General features: G+C 58.8%; 21 protein-coding genes and 3 pseudogenes. 10 read left to right on the forward strand and 14 right to left on the reverse strand.

Going from position 1 to position 24,970, the window contains the following annotated elements; translation table 11 throughout:
• Positions 1-68: 68 nt before the first annotated feature.
• From P5703_RS09350 to P5703_RS09395, 10 genes are all read right to left on the reverse strand, one after another.
• On the reverse strand, positions 69-1,049 hold the full coding sequence (locus tag P5703_RS09350) for an IS5-like element ISPst5 family transposase (protein ID WP_074198750.1): 981 nt from the start codon (positions 1,047-1,049) through the stop codon (positions 69-71).
• Between the two features lie 31 nt (positions 1,050-1,080).
• Positions 1,081-1,407 carry a BPSL0761 family protein gene (locus P5703_RS09355; protein WP_283222622.1) on the reverse strand — a complete coding sequence of 109 codons (327 nt, stop codon included), beginning with the start codon at positions 1,405-1,407 and terminating at the stop codon, positions 1,081-1,083.
• Between the two features lie 271 nt (positions 1,408-1,678).
• The gene (locus P5703_RS09360) at positions 1,679-2,179 is read right to left on the reverse strand and encodes a hypothetical protein (protein ID WP_124078992.1); all 501 of its coding nucleotides are present in this window, start codon (positions 2,177-2,179) and stop codon (positions 1,679-1,681) included.
• Positions 2,180-2,223: 44 nt separating this feature from the next.
• A complete protein-coding gene (locus tag P5703_RS09365) occupies positions 2,224-7,350 on the reverse strand; it encodes a RecQ family ATP-dependent DNA helicase (RefSeq protein WP_023100444.1) in 5,127 nt (1,708 codons plus the stop codon).
• Between the two features lie 520 nt (positions 7,351-7,870).
• Entirely contained in the window at positions 7,871-8,857 is a 987-nt protein-coding gene (gene acuI, locus P5703_RS09370) for an acrylyl-CoA reductase (NADPH) (protein ID WP_003288722.1), read from the reverse strand.
• Positions 8,858-8,904: 47 nt separating this feature from the next.
• A complete protein-coding gene (acuR, locus tag P5703_RS09375; RefSeq protein WP_078465107.1) occupies positions 8,905-9,537 on the reverse strand; it encodes an acrylate utilization transcriptional regulator AcuR in 633 nt (210 codons plus the stop codon).
• Positions 9,538-9,877: 340 nt separating this feature from the next.
• Complete coding sequence (locus P5703_RS09380; protein ID WP_003288728.1) at positions 9,878-10,897, reverse strand: zinc-binding alcohol dehydrogenase family protein; 1,020 nt, start codon at positions 10,895-10,897, stop codon at positions 9,878-9,880.
• A 10-nt stretch (positions 10,898-10,907) separates the two neighbouring features.
• Positions 10,908-11,201, reverse strand: a complete 294-nt coding sequence (locus P5703_RS09385) for a putative quinol monooxygenase (RefSeq protein WP_033999984.1) — start codon at positions 11,199-11,201, stop codon at positions 10,908-10,910.
• A 98-nt stretch (positions 11,202-11,299) separates the two neighbouring features.
• The gene (locus P5703_RS09390) at positions 11,300-12,289 is read right to left on the reverse strand and encodes a zinc-dependent alcohol dehydrogenase family protein (RefSeq protein ID WP_033999986.1); all 990 of its coding nucleotides are present in this window, start codon (positions 12,287-12,289) and stop codon (positions 11,300-11,302) included.
• 126 nt (positions 12,290-12,415) lie between these two features.
• Positions 12,416-13,507, reverse strand: coding sequence for an NADH:flavin oxidoreductase/NADH oxidase (locus P5703_RS09395; RefSeq protein WP_013983157.1), 1,092 nt, complete (start codon positions 13,505-13,507; stop codon positions 12,416-12,418).
• 83 nt (positions 13,508-13,590) lie between these two features.
• On the opposite strand from P5703_RS09395, the gene P5703_RS09400 reads away from it, so the two are divergent.
• Positions 13,591-13,893 (forward strand): ArsR/SmtB family transcription factor, encoded by a 303-nt coding sequence (locus tag P5703_RS09400; protein ID WP_025297873.1) that lies wholly within the window; start codon positions 13,591-13,593, stop codon positions 13,891-13,893.
• Between the two features lie 130 nt (positions 13,894-14,023).
• Positions 14,024-14,230 (forward strand): annotated as a pseudogene (locus P5703_RS09405) (DUF4113 domain-containing protein); the annotation flags it as partial.
• Between the two features lie 364 nt (positions 14,231-14,594).
• On the opposite strand, the gene istB reads toward P5703_RS09405, so the two are convergent.
• Together istB and istA are read right to left on the reverse strand one after the other, a co-directional pair.
• Positions 14,595-15,398 (reverse strand): IS21-like element ISPst3 family helper ATPase IstB, encoded by an 804-nt coding sequence (gene istB, locus P5703_RS09410; RefSeq protein ID WP_013983152.1) that lies wholly within the window; start codon positions 15,396-15,398, stop codon positions 14,595-14,597.
• Complete coding sequence (istA, locus tag P5703_RS09415) at positions 15,391-16,890, reverse strand: IS21-like element ISPst3 family transposase (RefSeq protein ID WP_141239078.1); 1,500 nt, start codon at positions 16,888-16,890, stop codon at positions 15,391-15,393. The genes istB and istA overlap by 8 nt, the downstream gene beginning before the upstream one ends.
• A 164-nt stretch (positions 16,891-17,054) precedes the next feature.
• Here istA and P5703_RS09420 point away from each other — a divergent pair, with 164 nt between their 5' ends.
• The 3 genes and pseudogenes from P5703_RS09420 to P5703_RS09430 form a co-directional block, all read left to right on the forward strand.
• Positions 17,055-17,516 carry a hypothetical protein gene (locus P5703_RS09420; RefSeq protein WP_032904189.1) on the forward strand — a complete coding sequence of 154 codons (462 nt, stop codon included), beginning with the start codon at positions 17,055-17,057 and terminating at the stop codon, positions 17,514-17,516.
• Between the two features lie 35 nt (positions 17,517-17,551).
• A complete protein-coding gene (locus tag P5703_RS09425) occupies positions 17,552-17,959 on the forward strand; it encodes a hypothetical protein (protein ID WP_042927603.1) in 408 nt (135 codons plus the stop codon).
• Positions 17,960-18,245: 286 nt separating this feature from the next.
• A pseudogene (locus P5703_RS09430) lies at positions 18,246-18,566 on the forward strand (recombinase family protein); the annotation flags it as partial.
• On the opposite strand, the pseudogene P5703_RS09435 reads toward P5703_RS09430, so the two are convergent.
• A pseudogene (locus P5703_RS09435) lies at positions 18,560-19,200 on the reverse strand (transposase); the annotation flags it as partial. The pseudogenes P5703_RS09430 and P5703_RS09435 overlap by 7 nt on opposite strands.
• A gap of 262 nt (positions 19,201-19,462) precedes the next feature.
• Here P5703_RS09435 and P5703_RS09440 point away from each other — a divergent pair.
• Together P5703_RS09440 and P5703_RS09445 are read left to right on the forward strand one after the other, a co-directional pair.
• Positions 19,463-20,602: a glutathione-independent formaldehyde dehydrogenase gene (locus P5703_RS09440; protein WP_033999988.1), complete on the forward strand. Its 1,140-nt coding sequence runs from the start codon at positions 19,463-19,465 to the stop codon at positions 20,600-20,602.
• Complete coding sequence (locus P5703_RS09445; RefSeq protein ID WP_196740286.1) at positions 20,569-21,285, forward strand: transposase; 717 nt, start codon at positions 20,569-20,571, stop codon at positions 21,283-21,285. Before P5703_RS09440 ends, P5703_RS09445 begins: the two co-directional genes overlap by 34 nt.
• A 100-nt stretch (positions 21,286-21,385) precedes the next feature.
• Here P5703_RS09445 and P5703_RS09450 read toward each other — a convergent pair whose 3' ends face one another.
• A complete protein-coding gene (locus P5703_RS09450) occupies positions 21,386-21,691 on the reverse strand; it encodes an EthD domain-containing protein (RefSeq protein WP_033999990.1) in 306 nt (101 codons plus the stop codon).
• 648 nt (positions 21,692-22,339) lie between these two features.
• Here P5703_RS09450 and P5703_RS09455 point away from each other — a divergent pair.
• From P5703_RS09455 to P5703_RS09465, 3 genes are all read left to right on the forward strand, one after another.
• Positions 22,340-23,464, forward strand: a complete 1,125-nt coding sequence (locus P5703_RS09455; RefSeq protein WP_034000002.1) for an alkene reductase — start codon at positions 22,340-22,342, stop codon at positions 23,462-23,464.
• A 66-nt stretch (positions 23,465-23,530) separates the two neighbouring features.
• Positions 23,531-24,514, forward strand: a complete 984-nt coding sequence (locus P5703_RS09460; RefSeq protein ID WP_003291626.1) for an LLM class oxidoreductase — start codon at positions 23,531-23,533, stop codon at positions 24,512-24,514.
• 138 nt (positions 24,515-24,652) lie between these two features.
• Positions 24,653-24,958, forward strand: a complete 306-nt coding sequence (locus tag P5703_RS09465; RefSeq protein ID WP_012464920.1) for an ArsR/SmtB family transcription factor — start codon at positions 24,653-24,655, stop codon at positions 24,956-24,958.
• Positions 24,959-24,970: the final 12 nt, after the last annotated feature.

A 24,970-nucleotide genomic window follows, 5' to 3' on the forward strand; every position in this document is an offset into this window, starting at 1 on the left:
CGATCAAATCATCCCCTCTTTCCGGATTTATAGCCGGCGCGAGCACCTCGCGCCGGCCATTTCCCGCTTTACAGACGCACCTCTCCTGCATTCGTCAGCAAATGTCGGCGCGCCATCCACAGGTTCGACAGCGCGAACAGTGTCACCAACTGCGCGGTGTTCTTCGCCAGGCCACGGAAGCGTGTCTTCACGTAGCCGAATTGGCGCTTGATCACCCGGAACGGGTGCTCGACTTTGGCGCGCACCTGGGCCTTGGATTTCTCGATCTTGCGCTTGGCTTTGTACAGCGCACTGCGCTTACTCAGCTTCTTGTACATACTGCGGCGGGCCGCAATCTGCCAGATCACCTCCCGGCCTTCATGTTCCGGGCGTTTCTCTACGCCGGTGTAACCCGCGTCGGCGCCGACCATGTTTTCCTTTCCATGCAGCAGTTTGTCGACCTGGGTAACGTCAGCAACGTTGGCTGCCGTCCCCACCACGCTGTGCACCAGGCCAGACTCGGCATCCGCGCCGATGTGGGCCTTCATGCCGAAGTAATACTGATTGCCCTTCTTGGTCTGGTGCATTTGCGGGTCACGCTTACCGTCCTTGTTCTTGGTCGAACTCGGCGCATGGATCAGCGTGGCATCGACGATGGTGCCCTGGCGCAGCGACAGGCCCCGATCGCCCAGGTAACCATTGATCACCGCCAGAATCCCGGCCGCCAACTCGTGCTTCTCCAGCAGGCGACGGAAATTGAGGATGGTGGTTTCGTCGGGAATACGCTCTAGGTTCAGCCCGGCAAACTGGCGCAAGATTGTGGTCTCGTACAGCGCCTCCTCCATCGCTGGATCGCTGTAGCCGAACCAGTTCTGCATCAAATGTACGCGCAGCATCGCCATCAGCTGATACGCCGGACGACCACCTTCATCCTTGGGGTAGTGCGGCTCGATCAGGGCAATCAAACCCTTCCACGGCACCACCTGATCCATCTCGATCAGGAACAACTCTTTGCGGGTCTGCTTGCGCTTGCCGGCGTACTCGGCGTCGGCGAAGGTCATTTGCTTCATCGGGAAACTCGGGCAACGGGATCGGCGTATTTCACCAGATTCGGGAAGTCTTTTTCAGACCATCCCTTGTGTTACTACTTGGGTCGACCTCGCGGCCACAGAAAATAGGATCACTCAGCAGCCAGCTAACTAGCACTGGATGCATGGGACCATGCTTGTCTGCTAACAGCGAGAGTTCTTCCTTTGATCGCTCTTCCACCCGACCAGCCAACCAGATGGATTCGGCTGTTGGGTAGTGCCTAAGCAGTGTTTCTGCCTGACGTCGTATGCTCTCAGGAAGGCTCTTATCCTTGGACAGAACCTGCAAAAACTCACGCGTCTGCACAACGCTACGGGTGCGTTCGTATACCGTCGTCATTGTTCTGCTCCCGTGTTTTCTACAGGATTCCCGCCTACATCTAACATTCTCTACTGCTTGCTACAGGACGTGCCCATTTCTTAAGGCGTTGATTCGGCTCGGGAGCTTGAGCTGTCGCCTGGACATAAGGCTTACATTGCGCGACCGCCACTGTCAGCGATCCGACGCAACTACCCTCTGAAAGACTTACAGTCATGATGATGCGCATATGTGCTTGTAGCTGCGGCTCCGAGCCTGGCAACACCGGGAGCATGCTCACAGTAGCAAGCTGCTAAACAAACACAACCGGGTCCGGACTTTTGATCACGTTAAGAGGTGGCAGAGTGTTGTCGTGCTTCTGAAAATAGGCGTTTATAGCCAACGCTTCATACCAAAACAAACGCCCAGTTAGCATGTGGTCCGGCTCGGGCTGGATCGGAAAGAATGCAATCTGCATTTGAGCAGTCTCTCCTTGCGGCCAGCGCCAGGCTGCCGAATGGCCGGCATAACGGTCATCCCAAAAGATTCCTGCCGATGAGGCAAACTGAGCCATGCGTGCTTTAAAATTTTTCGTTTGCCCGACGTATTGCAAATTCGCTTCATCTGGAGCGGGAATCGTGGATATAGGTGCCCAAGCTATACAATAGATACCCGCCGCGTTCTTAATGCTGGCCAAGCTCGGGTTAATCGTCTGTGACCGTCGTCCTCTGCCGGGCCAGAAGCACTCTGCGATTTCTACCCAAGGGAACCAGCGGTTATCGTGTGGTGCGAGGTCAAATAACTCTGAAGGCATGATCTTTCCAGTGAGTACGAGGTACGGGTCAGGGCGACCCACGTTCATTTTTTTCGCCAGGCGGTAAGCAGCGGCACCACCAACTCCCACTGCTCGCACTTGTGCCAGGCCCGGTACTGCTCATCACACCGATCGGTGTGGCGTACCAGAATCGCTGCCACTTCGCAGTGCTCGACATCGAGGTCGAGCTCGAAGGACTTGGCGGTGCGGCCAACGATTCGATCGTGGGCGTCCAGGATCAGGAAGCGGTCGTCCTGCGGCTGGATTGTGAGGAGATCGCCCGGCTCGAGGCTTGCAAGTGCTCTGTGGACGGTCGAGCTTGATGGCTGGCGTCCAGCAAAATCCAGGTCGATGTCCTTGAGCGAGAGCTGCAGGTAGCGCTTCTCGAGTTCTGGGATGGGCTCGCCGACGAAGCGCTTACCTATCACCTCTTGGGTTAGGTTGCGTACGAAGGGATTGCCTCCCGGAAATTCACATAGGGTTAGGGTCTGCTCGGCGCGGGTCATGCCCACGTAATAAAGTCGGCGCTCGTCGCTCAGGGTGTCGGGCTGCGATGACCAGCCACCGTCCAAGACTACCACGTGCCGAAACTCCAGCCCCTTGGCCGAGTGCACCGTGCCCAGGTACAGCCCCTGCTTTGGTTGTTGGCGCAGCTCGCGTGCGTAGTCGTATAGCCAGTCGATCAGCGTGTGGGCGGCGAGCGGGCATTGCCCGAACTCAGCAGTAAGCTGTTCGAATGCGGTCATGAAGAAGCCGTACCAATCCGGCACCAAGGCCGTCTCGCTCAGAGGCACCCATGCTTCGGCGGCCGTGACCGGTTCGGTGATCGCGCGGAGCCCTTCGACCGCGCGCACAAAGCCCCGTTGGGCCGTAAGTGGCAATGCACTGTCCTTGTCCGCGGCCAGGCAGTACTGCACGCCGTGCGCCTCGCACCACGCCTGAACCGGGAGCAGGTACTGGTGGGTGCGCGCCAGTACGGCGCAGCCCTGCCAATCCTCGGGGTCCAGTGTGAGCAGCCGTTGCAGCTCGGCCATCGCTGCTTGGGCCTGAACGTTTGCGCGTGTGTCGTCTTCGGCGTCGACCCTCAAACGCAGCACCCACCCTGCCCGCTCCGGATCCAGGCTCTCCCAGTCGCCACCTTTGGGTCGCTCACGACGGGCCGTGTCGATCTGAATGGGGTGATCCTGTTTCAGGCGATCGGGGTTACGCCCGATGACACTGTTGGCGGCTTCGATGATGCAGGCACTGGAGCGGTAGTTATCGACCAGATAGCTGGTCGACGCCGAGTAGTCTTCGCGAAAGCGCTCGATGTAGCGGTTGTTGGTGTCGCGCCAGGCATAGATGTTCTGGTCGTCGTCGCCCACCGCCAAGATGCACAGGCGCCCTTCTTCCTCGGCCTTGCGCCCGGCCAGCGCACTGACCAGGCGGTATTGCAGGTCGTCGATGTCCTGGTATTCGTCGACTAGGATGTAGCGGTACCCGCGCATCAACTGTTCGCGCAGGTCATCCTCGCCCTCGACCTGACGCTTGCCTTCGAGCAGCTCGACGGCCTCGCTCATCACCTGGGCGAGCCGCCCCTCCTCGACCGTCTCGCCGCGTTCGAAGCGGGTTCCCGTTAGGCGCATGGCCATGCGGTGGTAGGTCATGACGTTGACCCCGAACGCATCGGGCCCAACCAGCCTCAGCAGGCGCTGCTTGATCTCGTTGGCCGCATGCCGGTTGAAGGTCAGCGCCACGATGCAGCGTGCCGGAACCCGGCGTACGCGTAGCAGATAGGCAATGCGGTGAACGATGACCCGTGTCTTGCCCGAGCCGGGGCCTGCCAGCACCAGGCGGTTGACGTCATCGTCATCGGAGACGATGACCCGCTGCGCGGCGCTCAGCTTCTCGACGATGCTGCGCCAGGACTCTTCGCTGGTGGCAAGCTTGAGCACCTCCTCGCGCCCGGCGAAGTAGCGTCGGATAAACTCCTGTTTGGCCAGGGTGAAGTAGTGCTTCACCAGGTCGCGGGCTTCGCGCATCGAGCCCAGTGCAACCTCGGCATACTCGCGCATCACGTGCACCTGAATGCGCTTCTCGCGGTAGTGCTCGTCCAGGCGCTGATAGTCGTCTTTGAGGTACCCGGTGCGCTTGTCCGGCTCGACTTCGATGGTCATGGCGCGACGCATCACCGTCATGCCGTGGTTGAGGGTCAGTACGTCTTGTTTGTGCAGATAGAGCAGCACGTGCTCAATGGCTTTGCGGCGCTGGGATTCCGGGATGCGGCTGCGCAGGTCCAGGTCCTGGTCGATCAGGTCCATGAGTTCACCAAACGTGGTGTCGACCAACAGATCCTTGCTGCGCGAGCCTGGCGGCAGCTTGCCGATCAGAAACGGCAGCACCACCGCGGCGAGGGCGCGACGGCGCTCCCCCAACCCTTGAATGCCCCGCCAGTTATACCCACCGCGGATGCGCAGCTTGAGAAAGTCCTGGCTGATCTGGCGCAGCTCGAAGCTGCTGCGCAGTTGCGTTTCGCTGTCGTGATCCTGAGCCAGGCTCCGGAGCAGACGCAGTACGTGCAGCGGTATGAGTTCCTGATTGCCCGTGGCGGTTTTGAGCGCTGCGGTCAGCAACGGCAGGTTCAGATCCTGCCAGTCGCCGCTCTCGGCCTCGGGTGCCTGCTCCTGCAAGAGATCGAACAGCGCCGACTCGAGCTCAAGCGTGGCTTGCAGGCGCTGTGTGGACGGTCCGACCACGCCGTGGCGCACGTAGAGGGTGAGCTTGGAGTCGTTGACCAGCAGGCCTAAATCTTCCATCTGCCGCAGGGTCGCGGTGACCTCTTCGGAGGTCAGGCTGGTCAGGGCCATCAGCGCGTCGGTGTTGATGCGCTCATCCGCACTCGCGTCATAGAGAAAACTCAGAATGGCCTTGAACTCTTCCAGCCTACGGGCGGGTAACTTGGCATTGGCCAGGCGCTTGTCGGCCTCTTCTTTCGAGAGCTTCAGGCTCGCGGGGAAGATCTGGGTCTGGTTTTCCTCACGCCTTAGAAACTGCCCACGCTCGAGCCACGCCACGGCGGTGACGACCTTCGTTTCGGCGTCGCGCTCACCGGCTTCGAAGCTCGTCTCGACCTGCTCGTCCATCAGCACTTCGCCGGCGGTGATGACGACTTTGCCGCCCTTGCGCCGCTCGCTCTCCTTACGCAGTTTGCGCAGGATCTGCTGAATGTCGCGCAGGGTCAGTTTCGAGCCCTCGCACATGCCGAACTGGTTTTCGATGTCCTGGGCGTCGTACAGCAGCACGCAGCGCGCCTCGCCTTGGTCGCGCCCCGCCCGGCCGGCTTCCTGCAGGTAGTTTTCCAGCGAACCTGGAATGTCGGCATGCACGACCAGGCGAATGTCGGACTTGTCCACGCCCATGCCGAAGGCATTGGTGGCCACGATGATCTTGAGCTCGCCGCTCTTGAATGCGTCCTGAATGTCCTTTTTCTCGTGGGGCTCGAGCCCGGCATGAAAGTACTTGCAGGCCCAGCCATGGCCAATCAGGAAGTCCGCCAGTTCCTCGGCACCCTTGCGGCTGGAGACGAAGACCACTGCCCCGCCCTCGTTCCGACCCAGTTCGTCCTCGAGCAGCGCCTGGGTGTGGTGGCGCTTCTCGGCTCGGGCGCAAGGCAGTACCTCGAAGTGCAGATTGGTGCGCTCGTGGGTCCCGATGAAGCGCTCGAAGGTGATGTCGAGCTGGTCCTTGAAGTGCAGCACGATGTCTTCCAGCACATCGGGCTTGGCCGTGGCGGTGAAGCAACCGATGGCGGCCAGCTCACCGTCACCTGTGAACTGCTTGATGAAGCGCGAGACGTAGAGGTAGTCCGGGCGAAAGTCCGCGCCCCATTTGGACAGGCAGTGGGCCTCGTCGAAGATCCAGGCACCGACCTGGCGCTGGGCAATGGCCCGGCGGAAGGCCTTGTTGCGAAATTGCTCGGGCGAGACCAGCAAGATGCCCACGTCCCCCAGCTGAATCTTCTCCAGCACCTCGGCCCGCTCGGGCATGGTTAGCAGGCCATTGAGGGTGGCGGCGCATTGGACGTTGCGGGCCAGCAGGCCATCGACCTGGTCCTTCATAAGTGACTGCAGCGGCGAGATGATCACCGTGAGACTGCCGTTGCGATGAAAACGGTTCAGCGCCGGGAGCTGGTAGCACAGCGATTTGCCCCCTCCCGTCGCGAGAATGGCCAACACGTGCTTGCCCTGCATGCCCGCCAACACCACGTCGTGCTGCAGGGTGCGGCCGTCAGGTTCGGTACGAAAGTCGTCGAAGCCGAAGTAACGCTTGAGCTCGTGGCGTGGGTCGTGGGTGGTGCTGCAGTAACCGCAGTTCGCTTGCCCGCAGGGCGTGTCGCGCAGCTCGGCGATCAGGCGGCCCACTTCTGGAAACTGGTGACGTACCCAGGGGGCCAGCACCGAGTTGCCGCCCGAGACCCGTAGCCAGGCCAGGGCATAGGCCAGGGGCCAATGCAGGGACTCGTCCAGCAGGTCGGTTTCGAGCAGCTGCTCCAGGCGGGTGCTGCAGACCTTGAAGGCACGGGTCAGGGTCGGGTCGGTTTCTCTGAGAAGCTCGGGGATGAGGCTGCGTAGTTCGGTGACCGGTTTGGGGCTTTTGCCGCTGAGCGAGGCAAAGAACGAGCCCAAGTCACTTTTGAGTGTTGGAGCCAGTAGCGTCTGGTAGCACAGGAGCTCGGCCTGGTGGCTCGTGTTGAGCTCGGCGAAGGCCATGCGCTGGTCGTTGAACAGGGTGAGCGTGGAACGGCAGTCGGTCAGTGGTGAGTTGAGGCTGTCACGAATGAGTTTGTAGTCCTTGACCAGGCGGTGATACGGGTTTTGCGGAAAGGCCAGGGGCGATAGGCGCAGGGTATCGATCACCGGGAGCCCGTGCAGGGCAAGGTCTGGGGCCTGCTGTTTGAGGATCGGCAGGTCATGGTCGATGACGTTGTGGCCGAGCACGAAGCTTGCGCCCTGCCCCAGGCTGTCCAGTGCATCGAGGACGCTGGGCAGGTCCTTGTCGACCTTGCGTTCGAGTTCCTCGCCCGTGTCGGGGCGTAGGGCACCGACCATGAAGATGCGGTCAGGTTGGTCGGCATTGCCGGGGGCGACTTCCAGATCGAAGATCAGGCTTTTGGGTTGAGACGGTGAAGCCATCCGGACGGCGATCCTTGCAACAGACTACGGGGCTGCCTGCACTGTAGCGGCAAACGCCCGGTGTGAGTAGGTGCGTGAGGTCGCGGTGGGGGGCGGGGTCTCCGACGGGTGTGAGTTAGAGCAACAGCGAAAGAGCAAAAGAGCAAAAGAGCAAAAGAGCAAGATTAGACGTCACCCGGCTGGGCCGGGTCGCGCTGGCATGCTGCGCATCGAGCCGGCCGGTGCCGTCTTGGCCCCAGGGGCGCGTTCATCGCTGACGGGGGGCGATGGCTGGTTTCGGCCAATAGCGGTCGTTTACAATGGTTTAACAGTGTGATGGGCCAGTGAAGCCAAGGCTTGTCGCGAAATACCATCCGTACAGGGCTGGTTGGCGAGTGTTAAGGCTCGATAAAATCGACATTCCTGAAGGGCTCGTCAGGCCGGTTAGCAACGGCTTCAAGTGCCAACCGACCTAGATCAGGCGGCCTGGGTCAGGTCAGGGGAGCCGAACCCAGGAAGGGCTTTGTTAAAAGCAGGGGTATCAGTAACGGTTGACATCAACCACAACGCGCCCTCGGACTTTGCCATTGAGCAGATCATGGGCCATGTCAATGGCCTCGCTGAGCGCGATCTCCCGAGTCATTTCATCCAGTAGCGCCAAGCCCAATTCTGAGGACAGGCGCTGCCAAGCCGTTACCCGTTCCTCATAGGGGCGGGTCACACTGTTGATTCCCAGCAAGCTGACCCCGCGCAGGATAAAGGGGGCGACAGTGGCTGGGAAATCCATGCCCTGGGCCAGGCCGCATGCCGCAACGGCGCCATCTGCACGTGTGCTGGCGCAGGCATTGGCCAGAGTATAGCTACCCACCGAGTCGATTACTGCTGCCCAGCGCTCTGCTGCCAGGGGGCGCCCTGGGCTACCCAGCTCGGCTCGATCGATGATTGTGCTAGCACCCAGGTGCTTCAGATAGTCAGCTTCGGCCGGACGACCGGTTGAAGCGGTTACCGAATAACCGCGCTTGGCTAGCAGTGCGATGGCAAAGCTACCAACCCCACCATTGGCACCTGTGACCAGCACTTCACCACTCTCTGGTGACAAGCCGTGACGCTCCAGTGCGATCAGGCTCAGCATGGCGGTATAACCGGCAGTACCGATTGCCATGGCCTGCCGTGCGCTCAGTTGAGCGGGCTGGGGAATCAGCCAGTCACCTTTAAGCCTGGCTTTTTGAGCAAGGCCCCCCCAGTGCGTCTCACCAACGCCCCAACCATTGAGTAACACCCGGTCGCCAACCTTGTAACGAGCATGATCGCTGGCTTCGACAACGCCTGCCAGGTCAATGCCAGGAACCATGGGGAACCGCCGTACCACCGGACTACGTCCGCTGATGGCGAGACCATCCTTGTAGTTGAGCGTGCTGTACTCGACGCGCACGGTAACGTCGCCCTCAGGCAGCTGCGAGTCATCAAGCTCGGTCAGCCGCGTCTGATAGTTGTCGTCGTTTTTCTCGATGAGTAATGCGTGGAACATGGTCTCTCCTTATTTAGACTGATCGTCTTTAAATGGTCGAAAAAACACTACCTCGCGGCACCGGCCAGAAAGCCCTTGGCAAAGGTGTCTAGTGGTTGGGCGTTCTGCGCCAGCTTGGCGCGTAGTACTGCGCCTTCCCAGCCAATCCAGAAATAAGCGGCAAGCGCATCGCAATCGCTGTCGGGCTCCAGCTGCCCGTGGTTGACTGCCTGAACCAGGCAATTGGCCAGCCGGTCTTGCCAGTCGAGGAGGACATCCTCCAGTGCTTGGCGAAAACTGGCGGGTAGTGCCGTGATCTCCTGACCAAGGTTGCCGACCAGACAACCTCGGCGAAACTCATGCTTGGCCATGCCGGCTTTGGCATCATCGACGAAATTGCTCAGGCGTTGCAGGGGCGGTACCTGATCGTCCAGCAGCCAGCGATCCAGTTTGCGCGCGAAATAAGCGGCATAGCGCTGCAGCACCTCTTGGACGAAGGCTTCCTTACTGTCGAAGTAGTGATAGAACGAACCCTTTGGTACGCGCACGCGCTTCAGGACGGCATCTATGCCGGTGGCGGCAAAACCCTGTTCGGTCAGCACTTCCATGCCGCAACACAGTAATGCCTCGCGAGTGTCGTCAAAGCCTCTCGCGACTTTGGGTGGTCGGCCACGGCGGGCTTGGGGCTTTGAAGTAGTCATGGGAATACATTAGACCGACTGTCTACAATGTCAACATTCTGTCTGCTTGTCGTAAATGCGGTTTGGGATTCAGTGCTTTATGCATGGCCAAACGTCTGCTCTGCCGTTTCCAAAGCGTCATCTACCTCGATCCCGAGATATCGACGGCATAGCCGGTAGCGTTGTTCATATGGGGTTCCTATTAGTTGGACGTTTCGGATGAAGTCGTTGACGGCTGGGTGATGGTCTTGCGAGACGATCTCAATAGGAGGCATTTCAAGGCGCTCACTGAATCGCTCATGGGCGCTACTCTTGAATCCAGCATTGGCTACCTACCGCATGAGCCGGTAGCCAGATACCGTCAGAAGCCCTCCAGAACGATCTTGCCCTTTGCCTTGCCGCTCTCCAGCAAGGCATGGGCGCGACGTAGGTTTTCGGCGCTGATACGCCCGTAGTTTTCGCCAACGGTGGTGCGCAACACACCCGCATCGATCTGGCGGGCCACTTCATTGAGGATGTTGTGCTGCTCCTGCATGTCCTCGGTCTCGTACAGCGAGCGCGTGTACATCAGCTCCCAGTGCAGCGACAGGCTCTTGCGTTTGAGCGGTACGACGTCCAGCGTGGCCGGGTCATCGATCAGGCCCAACCTGCCCTGTGGCTTCAGTGACTCGATGATCTGCTCGTAATGCCGATCGGTCTGCGTCAGGCTTGCGACGTAGCTGACCTGCGGAAGGCCGATGCGCTTGAGCTCTTCGCTCAGTGGTTTGGTGTGATCGATCACGTAATGGGCGCCGAGTTCGGTGACCCAGGCCTGGGTTTCAGGGCGCGAAGCCGTACCAATGACGGTCAGGCCGGTCAACTGACGCGCCAGCTGAGTCATGATTGAACCCACCCCGCCTGCAGCGCCAATGATCAGCAGCGTTTCGCCACGGTCGGTGGTGTCGCGCGCTACGCCGAGGCGATCAAATAGCAATTCCCAAGCGGTCAGAGACGTCAGGGGAAGCGCCGCGGCCTGGGCGAACTCCAGCGACTGTGGCATCGATCCGACAATGCGCTCGTCTACCAGCTGCAACTCACTGTTGCTGCCCGGGCGGATCAGCGACCCGGCGTACCACACCTTGTCACCGGGCTTGAACAGCGTTACGTCGGAACCGACCGACTTGACCACGCCGGCAGCGTCCCAACCGAGGATGCGCGGCTGTGTTTCGTCTGTATGCGGCACGTAGCCCTGGCGGACTTTGGTATCGACCGGGTTGACCGATACGGCCTTGACTTCTACCAGCAGGTCGCGCGGCCCCGGCACTGGCTCGGGTAGATCGATCTCCACGAGGGCGTCAGGGTTCTCAACAGGCAGGCATTTGAAGTGTGCAATCGCTTTCATTCGGAGCTCCTCAGGAGACGCGGTACATTTTCATGACGGAGAATTTTTCGGCGGCGCGCTCGATAACCGGCAGCGCTGCCTGGAAATGCGGGGTGGCCTCGTGCGCAGTCAGCGCCGCTTCGTCTCGCCACTGCTCAACCATATGGAAGGTGCGAGGCTGTTCTGCATCTTTATGAAAGTCGTATTGGATGCAGTCCGCTTCGGCGCGACTTGGGCCTTGCAGATCCTGCAGCGTCTGCTGGAGCTCATCTTCGGAGCCGGCCTTGGCGACCAATGTGGCAACCAGTGTGAGTGGGGTGGTCATCGAACCTCCTGTCTGTGCATGTGTGAAAGACGCATCGAACTGGCATGGGCTTACCGAAGGTGACCCTACCGGCCATGCCGCGAAGACCTGAACGTGGTTTACAGCGTTACAACAATCTTGCCCACCTGGGCATTCGATTCCATGTACCGGTGAGCCTCGGCCATCTCGTCGAAGCTGAATGTACGGTCGATCACCGGACGCAGCTGTCCAGAGGCGAGCCCTTCATTGATGAAGTGCTTGGCCCGTTCGAGTTTTTCTCGATTCTGGGTGATCTCGAACAGCTGATAACCGCGCAGCGTCAGATGCTTGCCGAGCAGGTCCATGACCGACACAGGGATATCCCGAGTGTCCAAAGCGCCGTACTGGAAGAAGATGCCGTGGTTCGCTAGCGCCTTGAGCACCAAGGCCACTTCGGGTCCGCCAACGGGATCGAAGGCCATGCGAGCGCCTTTGCCATGAGTCACCGTCATGACCTCAGCCACCATGTCCTGCTCCTGGGTCGCGATGACTGCCGCCGCCCCCGCTTGAAGCAAGGCTTCGCGCTTGTCGCTGGTGCGGGTCAGCGCCACAGGAACGGCGCCCACCATGTTCGCAATCTGGATAGCGGCAAGCCCCACGCTGCTGGACGCCGCACGGATTAGCACCGTCTCGCCGGCCTGCAGCCCACCAAGCTCGATCAATGCGCCATAGGCGGTGACAAACTTCATCCAGGTCGCTGCTGCCTCCGTGAAAGAGAGCACTTCCGGGTGTTTGACCACCGCGTGAGCCGGCGCGTTGACCAATTCACCGTACAAGCCGTATTCGTCAAAGGAGAACGCGGGCACTACGCTGACCGCATCGCCAACAGCGAAGCCGACCACACCGGGACCCACTGCAGATACGGTCCCAGCCGCTTCATAGCCCAGCATGGCGGGAAACGTCGGTTCGATGACGTACTGGCCTGTGCGGTACATCACTTCAGCCCGGTTGATGCCGAGCGCCCTGACGTTGATTTGAACCTCGTTCGCGCCGGGAGCCGGCACGTCGATCTCGTCGATCTGGAGAACCTCCGGTCCACCGGTGCGATGAAAGCGTATGACGCGAGACATAGCGTAATCCTCAGCTATCTATCGGAAGGGCCGAGCCATGAGCGGCCCAGCCAGGTAGCCACCAGCGCACATCGGCGCTGAGGCAGCGGGCGATTAGGCCATGACGGCCGTCTTCGCCCCGACGGATCACTTGTAGCGTTCAAGCCAGTGGGCATAGGGAGCCGGCAAGGTCCAGGACGCACGCTCTACGCCCAGCTCTTGGGCGGCAAGATAGGACCAATTTGGATTGGCCAGATGTGCTCGCCCAATCATCGCCAAGTCCAGCTGACCGCTCTTGACCGCTTCTTCGGCAACGCTTGGCGTGCCGAAGCCCCATGCCGAAGCCACTGGTATCCCCGCCTCACGCTTCACGCGCTGGGCAACTTCGCCCATGAAGCCAGGCGCCCAGGGAATGTTGGTTTCAGCGATGGTGAAACCAATGCTGACGCTCAGGAGATCCAGGCCACCATCTTTGAATCGACGTGTCAGTTCGATAGCCTCGGTCAGCGTCTGTTCGTCCCGGCCGTCGTATTCGATAACCCCTAGACGAGCGGTTAGCGGCAGGTGCTCCGGCCAAACCTCACGAACAGCCGCCAGCGTTTCAAGCAGGAAGCGGCTACGGTTGTCGAAACTGCCGCCGTAGGCGTCATCGCGATGGTTGGAGTGTTCGGAAAGGAACGACTGGGCCAGATAACCATGGGCGAAATGCAGCTCCAGCCACTCGAAGCCAGCGTCACGCGCACGGCGAGCGGCTGCGACGAAATCCTCACGCACACGGGCAATGTCTTCCAGCGTCATGGCTTGCGGCTGCTTGGCCAGGTGACCGCCAAAAGCTATGGCCGATGGAGCGATGGTCTGCCAGCCACGGGCGTCATCTTCAGCGATGTGGTCATCGCCTTCCCATGGACGGTTTGCGCTTGCCTTGCGACCGGCGTGGGCGATCTGCAGGCCGGGGACCGAGCCGGCTGCCTTGATCGACTGCACCACCGGTACGAAGGCCTGGGCCAGCTCATCGTTCCAAATACCCGCACAGCCAGGAGTGATCCGCCCTTCTGGCGCTACAGCGGTTGCTTCGACAATCACCAACCCCGCCCCGCCACGCGCAAGGGAGGCGTAGTGAACACTGTGCCACTCGTTGATCAGGCCATCGTTTGACGAGTACATGCACATAGGGGGAATCGCAATACGGTTGCGAAGCGTGACGTCTTTAAGCGTGAAGGGTTGGAACAGCGCAGACATTGGTTTCTCCGAGGGTTGTCTATTACGTTAATTCGATAGTATTCGAACTATGGAGATAGAGCAAACCCGTGTATGCTTCGTTCATGCGCCCCTACAAACACCCTCCCGTCACTGAATTCGTCCTCGAGCGTCTGCTATACGCCTTGAGCGATCCTGTGCGCCTGGAGATCGTCCGACGCCTTGCCGAACTGGGCGAAGCCAGCTGTGGCGAATTGGACGGTGGCCGACCAAAGTCCACCATGTCCCATCACTTCAGGGTGCTGCGAGATGCCGGGTTGGTCCAAACCCAAACCATCGGCACGACCCATATGAACTCGTTGCGCAGGGATGATTTGAACAATCGATTTCCTGGTTTGCTCGAGACGATCTTATCTCAGCGCGGCTAAGGCTGGCTTGAGAGTCAATTCATCGAGGAAGACGCTGAAGACGGCCTGCTTCGAAACCCTGGGCTCCAGTGAGCTCAGGGACTACCTCGCCGCTGACTGCGGAAGCATGACTAGTCCCGACGTAAACGCCTTCACCGACGACCTGTTCGCCTCCAGTCAGCCAGCTAATTCGGAGAAGGTGATGGCCGTGCTTGATTCGATCAACGCCAAATGGGGACGGGGAACGTTGCGACCTGGTGTGGTACCAGCAGCCCCCGCCTGGAGCATGCGTCGCGAGCTGATGAGCCAGAGTTTCACGACGCGAGTAGATCAATTGTGGCGGGTATCCGCGCGGTAGCCGGCATCGCGCGCCTGCTGTGCTGCTTCTCCTGGAAGGGAAAGGGCCTGGCTGCGGTAATGGATTGCTGATCCGGGCCGTGCTTGTGCCCCTCTACGCACCCGAGCTTGCAATAGATGATCCGTCTCCAAGGCGGTATGCGATCTTACCCATGCCTTGGGTTATTTGGGTGTTGGCGCTGATGGAAAATTGACCCACCCTGCCGATTGAAATTTGACCCAGGGCGGATTGCTGATTTTGTTACCAGCAACTGTGGATAAGTCTACCAGCGCAGCTGCTTTTGAACCCACTCCCTCGCTGTCCCAGTTCAGCTGTTGAAGACCTGCCACATGCAGCCATGCAGCAGGCCGTCGTCACCATGAAATCAGAACGACTCATCGTCCTCCGGTTCCTGGCCGCCCTTACGCTTTCGCTCCCGTGATTTGATCTTGGCCTGGGCCGCCAAGCTACTGTGTTGCAGGCGATAGGACTCGTTACCGGTTTCGACGATGTGGCAGTGGTGGGTCAGCCGATCCAGCAGGGCGGTGGTCATCTTGGCGTCGCCGAACACGCTCGACCATTCGGCGAAGCTCAGGTTGGTGGTGATCACCACGCTAGTGTGTTCGTACAGCTTGGACAGCAGGTGAAACAGCAACGCACCGCCAGCCTGGCTGAACGGCAGATAACCCAGTTCGTCGAGGATGACCAGATCCATGCGCAGCAGTGCCTGGGCGATCCGCCCGGCTTTGCCGTCGTGTTTTTCGCGCTCCAGCAGATTGACCAGATCGACCGTGGAGTAGAAGCGCACGCGCTTACCGTGCCGGGTGATGCCGGACACGGCCAGCGCGGTGGCTAGGTGGGTTTTACCGGTGCCTGGCCCACCGATCAGCACCACGTTCTGCGCGGTGTCGGTAAAGCTCAGATTGGCCAGCTCGCTGATCAAGCGAGCGTCGGCGCTGGAGGCGCTGAAGTCGAAGCCGGCCAGATCGCGGTGCATCGGCAGCTTGGCCATGTTCATCTGGTGGCTCACCGAGCGCATGGCGCGATCTGTGTGCTCTTGTTCCAGCAGGTGTTCGAGCAGCCACTTGGACGAGGCTGTGTTCGACTCACCCTGAGCAGTTAACTCCGCCCAGGCCGTGGCCATGCCGTGCAGGCGCAGCTCCTTGAGTTCCGCCATCAAATCACGCATGACCGACCTCCTCGGCCTGGCCACGCAGGCGGTCGTAGCGCGCCGTGTTAGCGACGGGGGCTTCCTTGAGCGACAAGTGGGTTTCGACGCTGGGTGGTGGTTCGGATGCTGTCAGCCGTGCCACGACATTGAGGATGTGTTCGGCGCTCAGGCTGCCGCTCTCCAGTACCAGCTCAACGGCTACCAGCACGGCATCGAGCCCGGCGACCGGTACGGCAGCCAGAACTTGCGCCATGATCCGGTCACCGCCGGCATGACGCCCCAGACCGTGCTTAAGCTGACGCAGCGGCGCCGGCAGATCAGCAAAGGGCGCGCCGTTGCGCAGCGCACCGGGCTTGCGTTCGATCAGCGGGAGGTAGTGCTGCCAGTCATAGCTGACCTGGTCGCGATCCAGCAAGCGGACATGGCTGGCGATCAGCGCGTCGTCAGCCACCACCTCGATTCGCGTCGGATACAAACGGCTGCTGACCCACTTACCCGCGTACTCACACGGCACCGAGTAGCGGTTGCGCCCGACGCTGACCAAGCAGGTGCTGGAGACCCGCGCAGGCCGCTCGACGTAACCGTCGAATGGCGCTGGCACAGGCATCAGTTCAGCGCGCTCCAACTCCAGCACTTCGGCCACACTCAGACCGCTGTATTGAGGGTGCGTCAGCTCGTTCCAAAGCGCGCGGCAGCGCTGGCCCAGCCAGGCATTGAGTTCCTCGAAGGAGTGAAACTGGCAGTCCTGGGCGTCTAGCCAGATACGCCTGCGGCTGTCTTGCACGTTCTTTTCAACGATGCCCTTTTCCCAACCAGCGGCGACGTTGCAGAAGTCCGGATCGAACAGGTAATGCGCGCACATCACCGCAAAGCGTGCATTCACCGCCCGGCCTTTGCCCTTATTGACCTTGTCGACGGCGGTCTTCATGTTGTCGTAGATGCCCCGGCGCGGCACGCCGCCCAAGGCGCCGAACGAGCGTGTATGGGCGTCAAATAACATCTCATGGCCCTGGCTCGGATACGCCACAAGCCAGAACGCACGGCTGGCACACAGCTTCAGATGTGCCACCTGCATACGCCGGTAAATGCCGCCGACCAGCAAGCCTTCCTCGCTCCAGTCAAACTGAAACGCCTCGCCAAGAGCAAAGGTCAGCGGCACAAAGGCCTGCGACGCCTTGCCCTGTCCCCCTCGCCAGGCACGGATAAACGCGGTGAGCTGGCTGTAGCCACCGTCATAACCTTCGGCTTTGATTTGCGCCAACAGCGCCTTGGCACTGCGCCGCTGTTGCTTGGGCCGCAGCGAATCGGCCTTTAGCGCCTGCTCCAGCGTGGTGTGAAAAGGGCTGAGTTTGTTGAAGATCGCGCGGCGTTGGTAGACCGGCGGCTTGGCCTCAGGTGCTCTGACCCACTTGCGAATCGTGTTGCGCGCCAACCCGGTGCGCTTGGCTATCTCATGCAGCGACAGCTTGTCGCGGAAATACATCCGGCGGATTTTGCCCATCATTTCCATACTGATCACCCTGTGTTCTCCTGCTCAAAAATTGAGCAGAAGCAGTTGAACACCTGGGTCAGTTTTCAGTCGGCAGAACAGCCTCTACTGGGTCAGTTTTCGGTCAGCGGCAACATATTTGGGGTTCAGGAGATGCTGAAACCAACTAAACCGAGGAGCTAGCCATGAACCTGTTTACGCACATTGCCAATCTCATCACCTCTGTCGTCCGGCCAGAAAAAGCGGCATTCACCACGGTCATCTATCCCAGCCAGGGAAAAGCGGTCGTGGTGCATGACGGCCTTGGTATTCGCCAGGAACGTTGGTGGTATCAGGTCGATTCGCTGGAAGATGGGGACACGAGTACGTCGTTCGACAGCATCCTGCAGGATCACACTAACTGGGCTGATTCATTTGACCCGGTAGGCCAGACCCAAGCCGAGGATACTTTCTCAGCTTTCTCATCGACCCACTTCGAACCCATGGAAACCTTCTGGCTCAATCCCGCCAACGGAATGCCCATGCTCGACAGCTGTTTCGATGTCATGGGTAACGCATTCGGCACGGACACGATGACTGACAGCCTGTCGTTTGATCACGGCATAAGCAGCTTCGGAGACAGTTTTTCGTCCTTCGGTTTCGACTAACGGGCAGTCGCCACAGCACTCAGAGGAGTTTGATCATGTCGCCACTTGCACTGGTTGTTAGCTTCATCCTCACATTCGCCATCGGAATTTCCTGGCTGGCCCTGACCCTCGACGCACGCATTGGGCGCAGCAGGCTCGTCCGGCAGATTCCATTGCCACTGGACGTCCCAGCTTCTGGCTATCGTCACAATCCACAATCCCGACTCCGACCAGTATTGGCGGTAACAGGCTGCATGCTGCTACTTCTTTCCGGAATGAGTGCCGCCATCCTCGGCAGACTGGCCACCATGCAACCGGCAGAAGCGGCAGCGGTGTTCTTCGCTTATCCGCTGCTGAAAAGCCTCTGGGGGCAAATCGTGGGCGTGGGGCCAATCGTCTGCGTCGTCATGGCCGTACCCGGAACCTACTGCATCTGTTTCGGGCTCAGGAGCGACAAATGGTGAAGCTACCGTTGCCGTTTGACCTCCACTGCGGCAACAGGCTCATGCTCGAGATGGCGTTAACTTCCAAAATCACCGTCGCGTTGCCAACGGACCTCCGCTACGGCAACGACTCCGGCCCATCGCAGACCAAAAAGTAATCAATCTACGCTAGCGTTTTTAGAGGTATGCCTCAACTGATACGGAAAAGGCGCGGCAGATTCGTCCTTGCCGCTCTATAACTAACACCCAAACTGTAACGATGTTTCTGCAACGCCCAAATTGAAACAGCACGCATAGGGATCAAGAAATGTTTGTCCGTGCCTACCTTCGGGCCTCTACTGCCGAACAAGACGCTGCCCGAGCCCGTTCCGTCCTGGAGGAGTTTGCTGCCGATCATGGCAAGGCCATTGCCGCGCAATACATTGAGAACGCATCTGGTACTCGTGCTGATCGCCCCGAGTTGGTGCGCCTGCTGGCCGATTCCCACCCGGGGGATGTACTGCTGGTGGAATCTATCGACCGACTGTCCCGCCTGCCGGCTGAAGACTGGTCGAAGCTCAAGGCCGCCATCGACGGAAAAGGGCTGCGAATCGTGGCTCTAGATCTCCCAACCAGCCACCAAAGCATGGGAATGTCAGGCCGCTCAACAGTGGCGTTTTTGTACGCATGAGAACCTGGCTGCTTACTGATCAAACCCTGCTCCTTCATCAGGCCCCTGACCTTGAAGCGACCTACTTTGACGCCCTCATCCTTGAGCATGGCAACGATACTGCGGCTGCCAGCTGAACTACGGCTTTGACTGAAAAGTTCGCTAATACGGCTGCGTAAACCCACCCGCCGAACATCAATGCGACGGCGCCGAGCCATATGGGCGTAGTAACAGGAACGAGGCAGTTCAAACACTGAACACAGCAGTTGAACTGGGTAGCGTGCTGCTAACTGCCGAATCGACTTCAACGTCTGCGCCCGTGCTCCTCGGCCATCAAGAGCGCAGTGGCCTCCTTTAAGATTTTCTTCTCAAGCTCCAGCCGGTTGATGCGGGCTTGAAGCTCCTGAATAGTCTGCTGCTCAGGCGTAAGCGCTTTGGCTGTGGGGGTGATGCCACCGCGCTCCAACTGCAACTGGTTGACCCAGCGCCGCAGTGCGGTCTCACCTACATCAAGGGATTTGGCTGCCTCAGGACAGCTGTAACCCTGGTCGAGCACTAGACTGGCTGCTTCGCGCTTAAACTCGGGGGTGAAAGTACGTCGTTGTCTGCTCATCGAACACCTCTGAATGGCGAGCATTCTCGCCCTAAAAGGGTGTCCAGGATTAGTAGACCACTACACGTAGCCATATTCCTTCTATGGCGTTCAACTGTCTAAGTTCGTCACGAGCTGCAAATTCAAGGACCGCCACGCGCGGGCGACGGCATCACCACTCGTCTGGTCATAGCTCGATTTGTGGAACATACGTTCGTAGATCTAAACAGATATCTCGTAAGCAGACGAAACCACCTCATCGTCGCTTGAACGGGAGAGTCTAATGAAAGCCATCGTTTACAACGGGCCACGCGACGTCAGCGTGCAAAATGTCCCAGACGCCAAGATCGAAAAACCTACCGACGCCGTAGTGCGCATCACCACTACCAATATCTGCGGCTCTGACCTGCACATGTACGAGGGCCGCACCTCGATGGAGACGGGACGTGTTTTCGGTCACGAGAACCTCGGGGAAGTCATCGAAGTCGGCGCCGGCGTAGATCGCATCAAGGTAGGTGATCGCGTCTGTTTGCCATTTAATATCGGCTGCGGTTTCTGCGAAAACTGCGAAAAAGGTTTGACCGGTTTCTGCCTCACGGCCAACCCCGGCAGTGCTGGTGCTGCTTACGGGTTTGCCGATATGGGCTCATACCAGGGTGGTCAAGCAGAACTGCTGCGTGTGCCATATGCGGACTTCAATTGCCTGGTGCTGCCAGAGGATGCGCAAGAGAAAGAAAACGACTACGTCATGCTGTCAGACATATTCCCCACCGGATGGCATGCCACTGAACTGGCTGGCCTGATGCCGGGTGAAAGCATCGCCATTTACGGTGCAGGGCCAGTGGGCCTGATGGCAGCTCATGCCGCGATGATCAAAGGCGCCTCGCAAGTGTTCGTGGTCGACAACCATCCGGATCGATTGAAATTGGCCGCGCAGATGGGGGCCACGCCAATCAACTCCCTGGAGAAAGAGGCGGTTGATCAGATCCTCAACCTGACTCACGGCAAAGGCACTGATCGAGGTTGTGAGTGTGTGGGGTACCAGTGCTGTGACAATCACGGCCATGAGGCCAATCACCTGACGATGAACAACCTGGTAGCTTCCACCAAGGCCACGGGTGGCATCGGCGTCGTCGGGGTGTTTGTTCCTCAGGATCCGGGCGCGAAAAATGAACTGGCGAAGGAAGGCAAAATGGCCTTCGATTTCGGCGCGTTCTGGTTCAAGGGCCAGCAGATACGCACCGGGCAAGCCAACGTCAAAGCCTATAACCGCAGGCTTGCGGAGCTGATCCATCACGACCGCGCCAAGCCTTCGCAGATCATCTCTCACAGCCTGAAATTGGCGGAAGGGCCCGATGCGTACAAGCATTTCGATGCGCGAGATGAGGGTTGGACAAAGGTCATTCTGAAGCCGGCAGCCTGATCGAACGGCTGTATGGATCTGACGCCCTGACGATATCGCCGGGCGTCAGCCCAAAGACCCGCCTACTCGCGCTTACAGTATGGCCGCTATGTATTTACCGACCACATACCACCTGTCGTCCGCTCGAAATGCGAGCGCGGTTGTTGCGCAAGATGATCAAGGGAAAAATGGTAAGCGTACTGACTTCGATGGTCGACCCGCTGCGCTTTCCGGGTGGGGAGATCGTCGACCTTTACAGTCAACGCTGGGAAATCGAGCTGGGCTATCGGGCGATCAAGCAGAGACTGCTGGGCGGCGAATATACCCTGAGAAGCAAGACGCCAGAGATGATCGCTCAAGAGCTATGGGGTGTGCTGCTGGGCTACAACCTTTTGCGCTACCAGATGGTACTGATGTCCAGGCAGTGTCCCGGTGTGTACCCCTGCGAAATGAGTTTCACTGCCTGCAGTTGGGCCATCTTGGGGTTGCTGCATGGCACGTCACTGAACCATCCCGGCAACTTGCCAGGATTTCTGAGAGATTTGCAGGCATCAGCCGCTCGATATGTTTTACCCCATCGGCGACCTGATCGATGGTTCCCACGCGCAGTCGTTGGACACGCTGTCAAATCGACACATAGACGGCACCTCGTGCGAATTGAGACTCGCACGGGTCCCCATGTTCATTGGGGAATCTGCCAGTGATTTACGTTAAATCAATAACCAGGGGTTCACTCGTAGATGAAAGCCCCTCCAGAATGAATGGAGGGGTGGCCTGATCGGAGATAACCGCTTCGAGCAGCTTTCAAACAAGTGTTTCAGTGACGAAGGGCTTGAGCTGGCCAATGAACGTTTTACCATGTTCGAACCAGGCTTTGCGCACTGCCGACTCGATATATCGTTGGTAGTCCTCCGGGCTTTGGAACCAGCATTCGCCAATCGCGTGAACCGGCCCTACATCCAGGTATGGCACATGGGTATCGGCAGGGTTTTCAGCCACCAACCTAACCTCATATTTAAACAGGCCAGGGATACCCTCACTCATCTGATAGTGACGCAAACATTCCTGGCGGAACATAGGCTTTACCAACAAGTAGACAATTCGGATCATCGCGAACATTCCTTATACATGCGTCTGAGGAGAAGAAGGTTGAAGTGCGGGCGTAGCGTCAACTTCGCTGTCATCCAGATCGTCAAGGTGAATACCTTTGTTGTCGGGCAATAGCATCAACGCAATCACGGCAATGGCATACCTGATGCAGCCAGCCTCCATGATGAAAAGCTCAAGGGAGCTGACTGCATAGGCAACCCTAGCGCGAAGCACGGCGCGCTCCCAGCTGATCCAGAAGTGAGCTGCAAGGGCGTGGAACCATGCGTACGTGCCGGAAGCGATATTAATATATTGACATATATGAATATCGAGAATAGCCTACCCATAACCGCGCTAGAAACCTCAGGAGGTACTCCCATGAAAGATTCCAGCGATACCCGTCCGAATCACCTTCCCGACAGCAGCTACGGCCTGTTTATTGACAACCAATGAGTTTCGGACGAATACGGTGAAGCCCTCGACATTATCAACCCCGCCAACGGAAAAATTCTCACCAACATCCCAACGCCACAGCTGCCGACGTCGCCCGCGCGGTGCAGGGCGCACAGCGCGCCTTCGTGACCTGCACCGCTCGGACTCTTCAGACCTCGTTGATCCATGTTTTTTCGACCTACGACATCGAATATTTCAGATATGCAGGTAAGCAAAATGACACAATCAGAACTTTTCAAAACGACTCAGCTGGGCCCATACACCCTCAAGAACCGTATCGTTCTGCCGCCACTGACGCGTTCGCGCAGCTCCCAACCCGGCAATATTGCGAACGACCTAATGGCCACATATTACCGTCAGCGCAGCGGTGCTGGCTTCATGGTGACCGAGGGCACACAGATCGAACCCCGAGGACAGGGTTATGCCTGGACACCTGGCATTCATAGCCCGGAACAGATACAAGGCTGGCGTAAGGTCACCGACGCTGTTCACGCCGAAGGGGGGGTGATCTTTGCTCAACTTTGGCATGTGGGCCGCGTGTCGCACACATCGCTGCAACCCGGTGGTGAAGCGCCCGTCGCGCCATCAGCCATCCGCGCGGACAACGTCAAGGTGTTCATCGAAACTGGCCCCGGCACGGGTACACTGGCCGACCCTTCGACCCCACGAGCCCTGTCCACCAAGGAGGTAAAGGAACTGGTTGAGCTCTACGCCCAAGCAGCCCGAAATGCTTTGGACGCAGGTTTTGACGGGGTGGAGCTTCACTGCGCGAACGGGTACCTGGTAAACCAGTTCATTTCGGCCCATACCAACCAGCGTGATGATGAATATGGCGGTTCGCTGCAGAACCGTCTTCGCTTCCTGCGCGAAATCACCCTCGCTGTTGCTGGTGTGGTCGGCAAGGAGCGCGTTGGCGTTCGCTTCGCCCCGCTGTTCGCGACCACAGACGAAGACCGCGTCTACCTTGGTCTGGTCGAAGAAGATCCTCATCAAACCTACATCGAGGCAGTGAAGATCCTCGAGGAAGTGGGCATTGCCTACCTGTCGCTCGCCGAAGCCGATTGGGAAAACGCACCCGAGCTGCCTGAGACGTTCCGGGAAGCTGTTCGTAAGACATTCAGCGGCAAGATTATCTATGCCGGCAAGTACACCGCTGAACGAGGAAATCGCGTGATAAAAGCTGGCTGGGGCGATCTGATCGCTTTTGGCCGCCCCTTCATTGCGAACCCCGACCTGCCCGCTCGTATCGCCAACAACTGGCCGCTTAACCCAGTTGATCCAAGCACCATGTACGGCGGTACCGATAAGGGCTACACCGACTACCCGACTTACAAATCCTAAACGCTCAATGCCACGCCCCATAACTCAGGGGCGTGGCTCAGCGATTGTTGACCGAGGAAGTTAAGCATGTACCAACCGAGCACGATCCCCTACCAAGAGCATAGGGGATTCAAACGAACCTTCAGGCAGGGTCATCTAAGCCTTGGGCTGTTCTTTCCCCTGGAGGCTTTCGAAGGTGATACACCGAGCATGCTAGATCAGGTCGCGCTGGCCAAACGTGCAGAGGCACTTGGTTTTTCGGCGCTCTGGTTTCGCGACGTCCCACTCAGGGACCCAAGCTTCGGCGATGTCGGCCAGGTTTTCGACCCTTGGGTGTATCTGGGCTACATGGCAGCCCATACAACAAAAATCGCACTAGGCACCGCCTCCATCGCCCTTACTCTGCGTAATCCCTTGCACACGGCAAAGGCCGCAGCGAGCATTGATCAGTTGAGCGGAGGTCGCTTGCTCCTGGGAGTAGCCTCTGGCGATCGTCCCGTGGAGTTTCCCGCATTCAGCATTGATCCAGAACAGCGTGGCGAGACCTTTCAAGAAAACCTCAATGTGATACGCCAAGCCCATCGAACACACTTCGAGCCCATTCGCTGGAGTCACGGCGAGTTACTGGGGGCCGATCTCGTTCCCAAACCTACGACTCGGGAAATACCGCTATTCGTAACCGGACACAGCCGCCAGCCGCTCGATTGGATCGCGCGTGAAAGCCATGGATGGATCAACTATCCACGTCCGCCAAAAATGCAGCGACTCATCGTGGAAGATTGGCGACAGGAAACGGCTAAACAATGTGGCACTATCTACAAGCCGTTCTTGCAATCGCTGTATATCGACCTGGACGAACACCCATCCACGCCACCCTCGCCTATCCATCTAGGATTCCGACTGGGACGTAACCACCTGCGGGCCTTGCTGGATACACTTCAGGAAATCGGTGTAGATCACGTCATCCTGAACCTCAAGTATGGTAAACGCCCCGCAGCAGAGGTTATCGAGGAACTTGGCAAACATATCGTCCCGCAATTCGGCGCACAGGTGCCCGATAGTCCTACCTGACAGGGCAATAGGATTCCAGTCCAAACCAGCCCGTCATTGCGACGGGCAGGCGCGCAGAGATCATGGCGAAGCCTTCCAATTTGATGCGCGAATCAGGAAGATATCTAGATATCGAAAAAAACAGGTCTCAAAAAATTCATGACTATTGACGTCAACGAAGCCCTGAAAGCATTGGCGAACCCGACGCGCCTTGCCATCCTCAATTGGCTCAAGGATCCCAGGACAGTCTTTCCCGAGCAGGAAGTCGACCCAGAAACGGTAGGCGTGTGCGTCAGTATCATCCAAGAGCGCACGGGCCTCTCGCAGTCAACGACATCGCTTTATCTCGCAGCTCTACAGCGCGCGCAATTGGTGACATCGCAGCGGATCGGCCCCTGGACCTACTACAAACGCCACGATGAGAATATCGATGCCTTCTTCAAGGCGCTGCAAGAAAGAATCTAGGGCTGCACACCC

The organism is Stutzerimonas sp. FeSN7, from assembly GCF_030263795.1.
Lineage (GTDB): Bacteria > Pseudomonadota > Gammaproteobacteria > Pseudomonadales > Pseudomonadaceae > Stutzerimonas > Stutzerimonas stutzeri.

Excerpts from the sequence above, each read along its gene's own strand:
- P5703_RS09350 (WP_074198750.1), bottom strand. The coding sequence starts at position 1,049 with ATGAAGCAAATGACCTTCGCCGACGCCGAGTACGCCGGCAAGCGCAAG.
- P5703_RS09440 (WP_033999988.1), top strand. The coding sequence starts at position 19,463 with ATGAAAGCCATCGTTTACAACGGGCCACGCGACGTCAGCGTGCAAAAT.
- P5703_RS09455 (WP_034000002.1), top strand. The coding sequence starts at position 22,340 with ATGACACAATCAGAACTTTTCAAAACGACTCAGCTGGGCCCATACACC.
- P5703_RS09395 (WP_013983157.1), bottom strand. The coding sequence starts at position 13,507 with ATGTCTGCGCTGTTCCAACCCTTCACGCTTAAAGACGTCACGCTTCGC.
- istA (WP_141239078.1), bottom strand. The coding sequence starts at position 16,890 with ATGGAAATGATGGGCAAAATCCGCCGGATGTATTTCCGCGACAAGCTG.
- P5703_RS09420 (WP_032904189.1), top strand. The coding sequence starts at position 17,055 with ATGAACCTGTTTACGCACATTGCCAATCTCATCACCTCTGTCGTCCGG.
- P5703_RS09380 (WP_003288728.1), bottom strand. The coding sequence starts at position 10,897 with ATGAAAGCGATTGCACACTTCAAATGCCTGCCTGTTGAGAACCCTGAC.
- P5703_RS09400 (WP_025297873.1), top strand. The coding sequence starts at position 13,591 with ATGCGCCCCTACAAACACCCTCCCGTCACTGAATTCGTCCTCGAGCGT.
- P5703_RS09425 (WP_042927603.1), top strand. The coding sequence starts at position 17,552 with ATGTCGCCACTTGCACTGGTTGTTAGCTTCATCCTCACATTCGCCATC.
- acuR (WP_078465107.1), bottom strand. The coding sequence starts at position 9,537 with ATGACTACTTCAAAGCCCCAAGCCCGCCGTGGCCGACCACCCAAAGTC.
- P5703_RS09365 (WP_023100444.1), bottom strand. The coding sequence starts at position 7,350 with ATGGCTTCACCGTCTCAACCCAAAAGCCTGATCTTCGATCTGGAAGTC.
- istB (WP_013983152.1), bottom strand. The coding sequence starts at position 15,398 with ATGCGTGATTTGATGGCGGAACTCAAGGAGCTGCGCCTGCACGGCATG.
- P5703_RS09360 (WP_124078992.1), bottom strand. The coding sequence starts at position 2,179 with ATGCCTTCAGAGTTATTTGACCTCGCACCACACGATAACCGCTGGTTC.
- P5703_RS09465 (WP_012464920.1), top strand. The coding sequence starts at position 24,653 with ATGACTATTGACGTCAACGAAGCCCTGAAAGCATTGGCGAACCCGACG.
- P5703_RS09385 (WP_033999984.1), bottom strand. The coding sequence starts at position 11,201 with ATGACCACCCCACTCACACTGGTTGCCACATTGGTCGCCAAGGCCGGC.
- P5703_RS09460 (WP_003291626.1), top strand. The coding sequence starts at position 23,531 with ATGTACCAACCGAGCACGATCCCCTACCAAGAGCATAGGGGATTCAAA.
- P5703_RS09355 (WP_283222622.1), bottom strand. The coding sequence starts at position 1,407 with ATGACGACGGTATACGAACGCACCCGTAGCGTTGTGCAGACGCGTGAG.
- P5703_RS09450 (WP_033999990.1), bottom strand. The coding sequence starts at position 21,691 with ATGATCCGAATTGTCTACTTGTTGGTAAAGCCTATGTTCCGCCAGGAA.
- acuI (WP_003288722.1), bottom strand. The coding sequence starts at position 8,857 with ATGTTCCACGCATTACTCATCGAGAAAAACGACGACAACTATCAGACG.
- P5703_RS09390 (WP_033999986.1), bottom strand. The coding sequence starts at position 12,289 with ATGTCTCGCGTCATACGCTTTCATCGCACCGGTGGACCGGAGGTTCTC.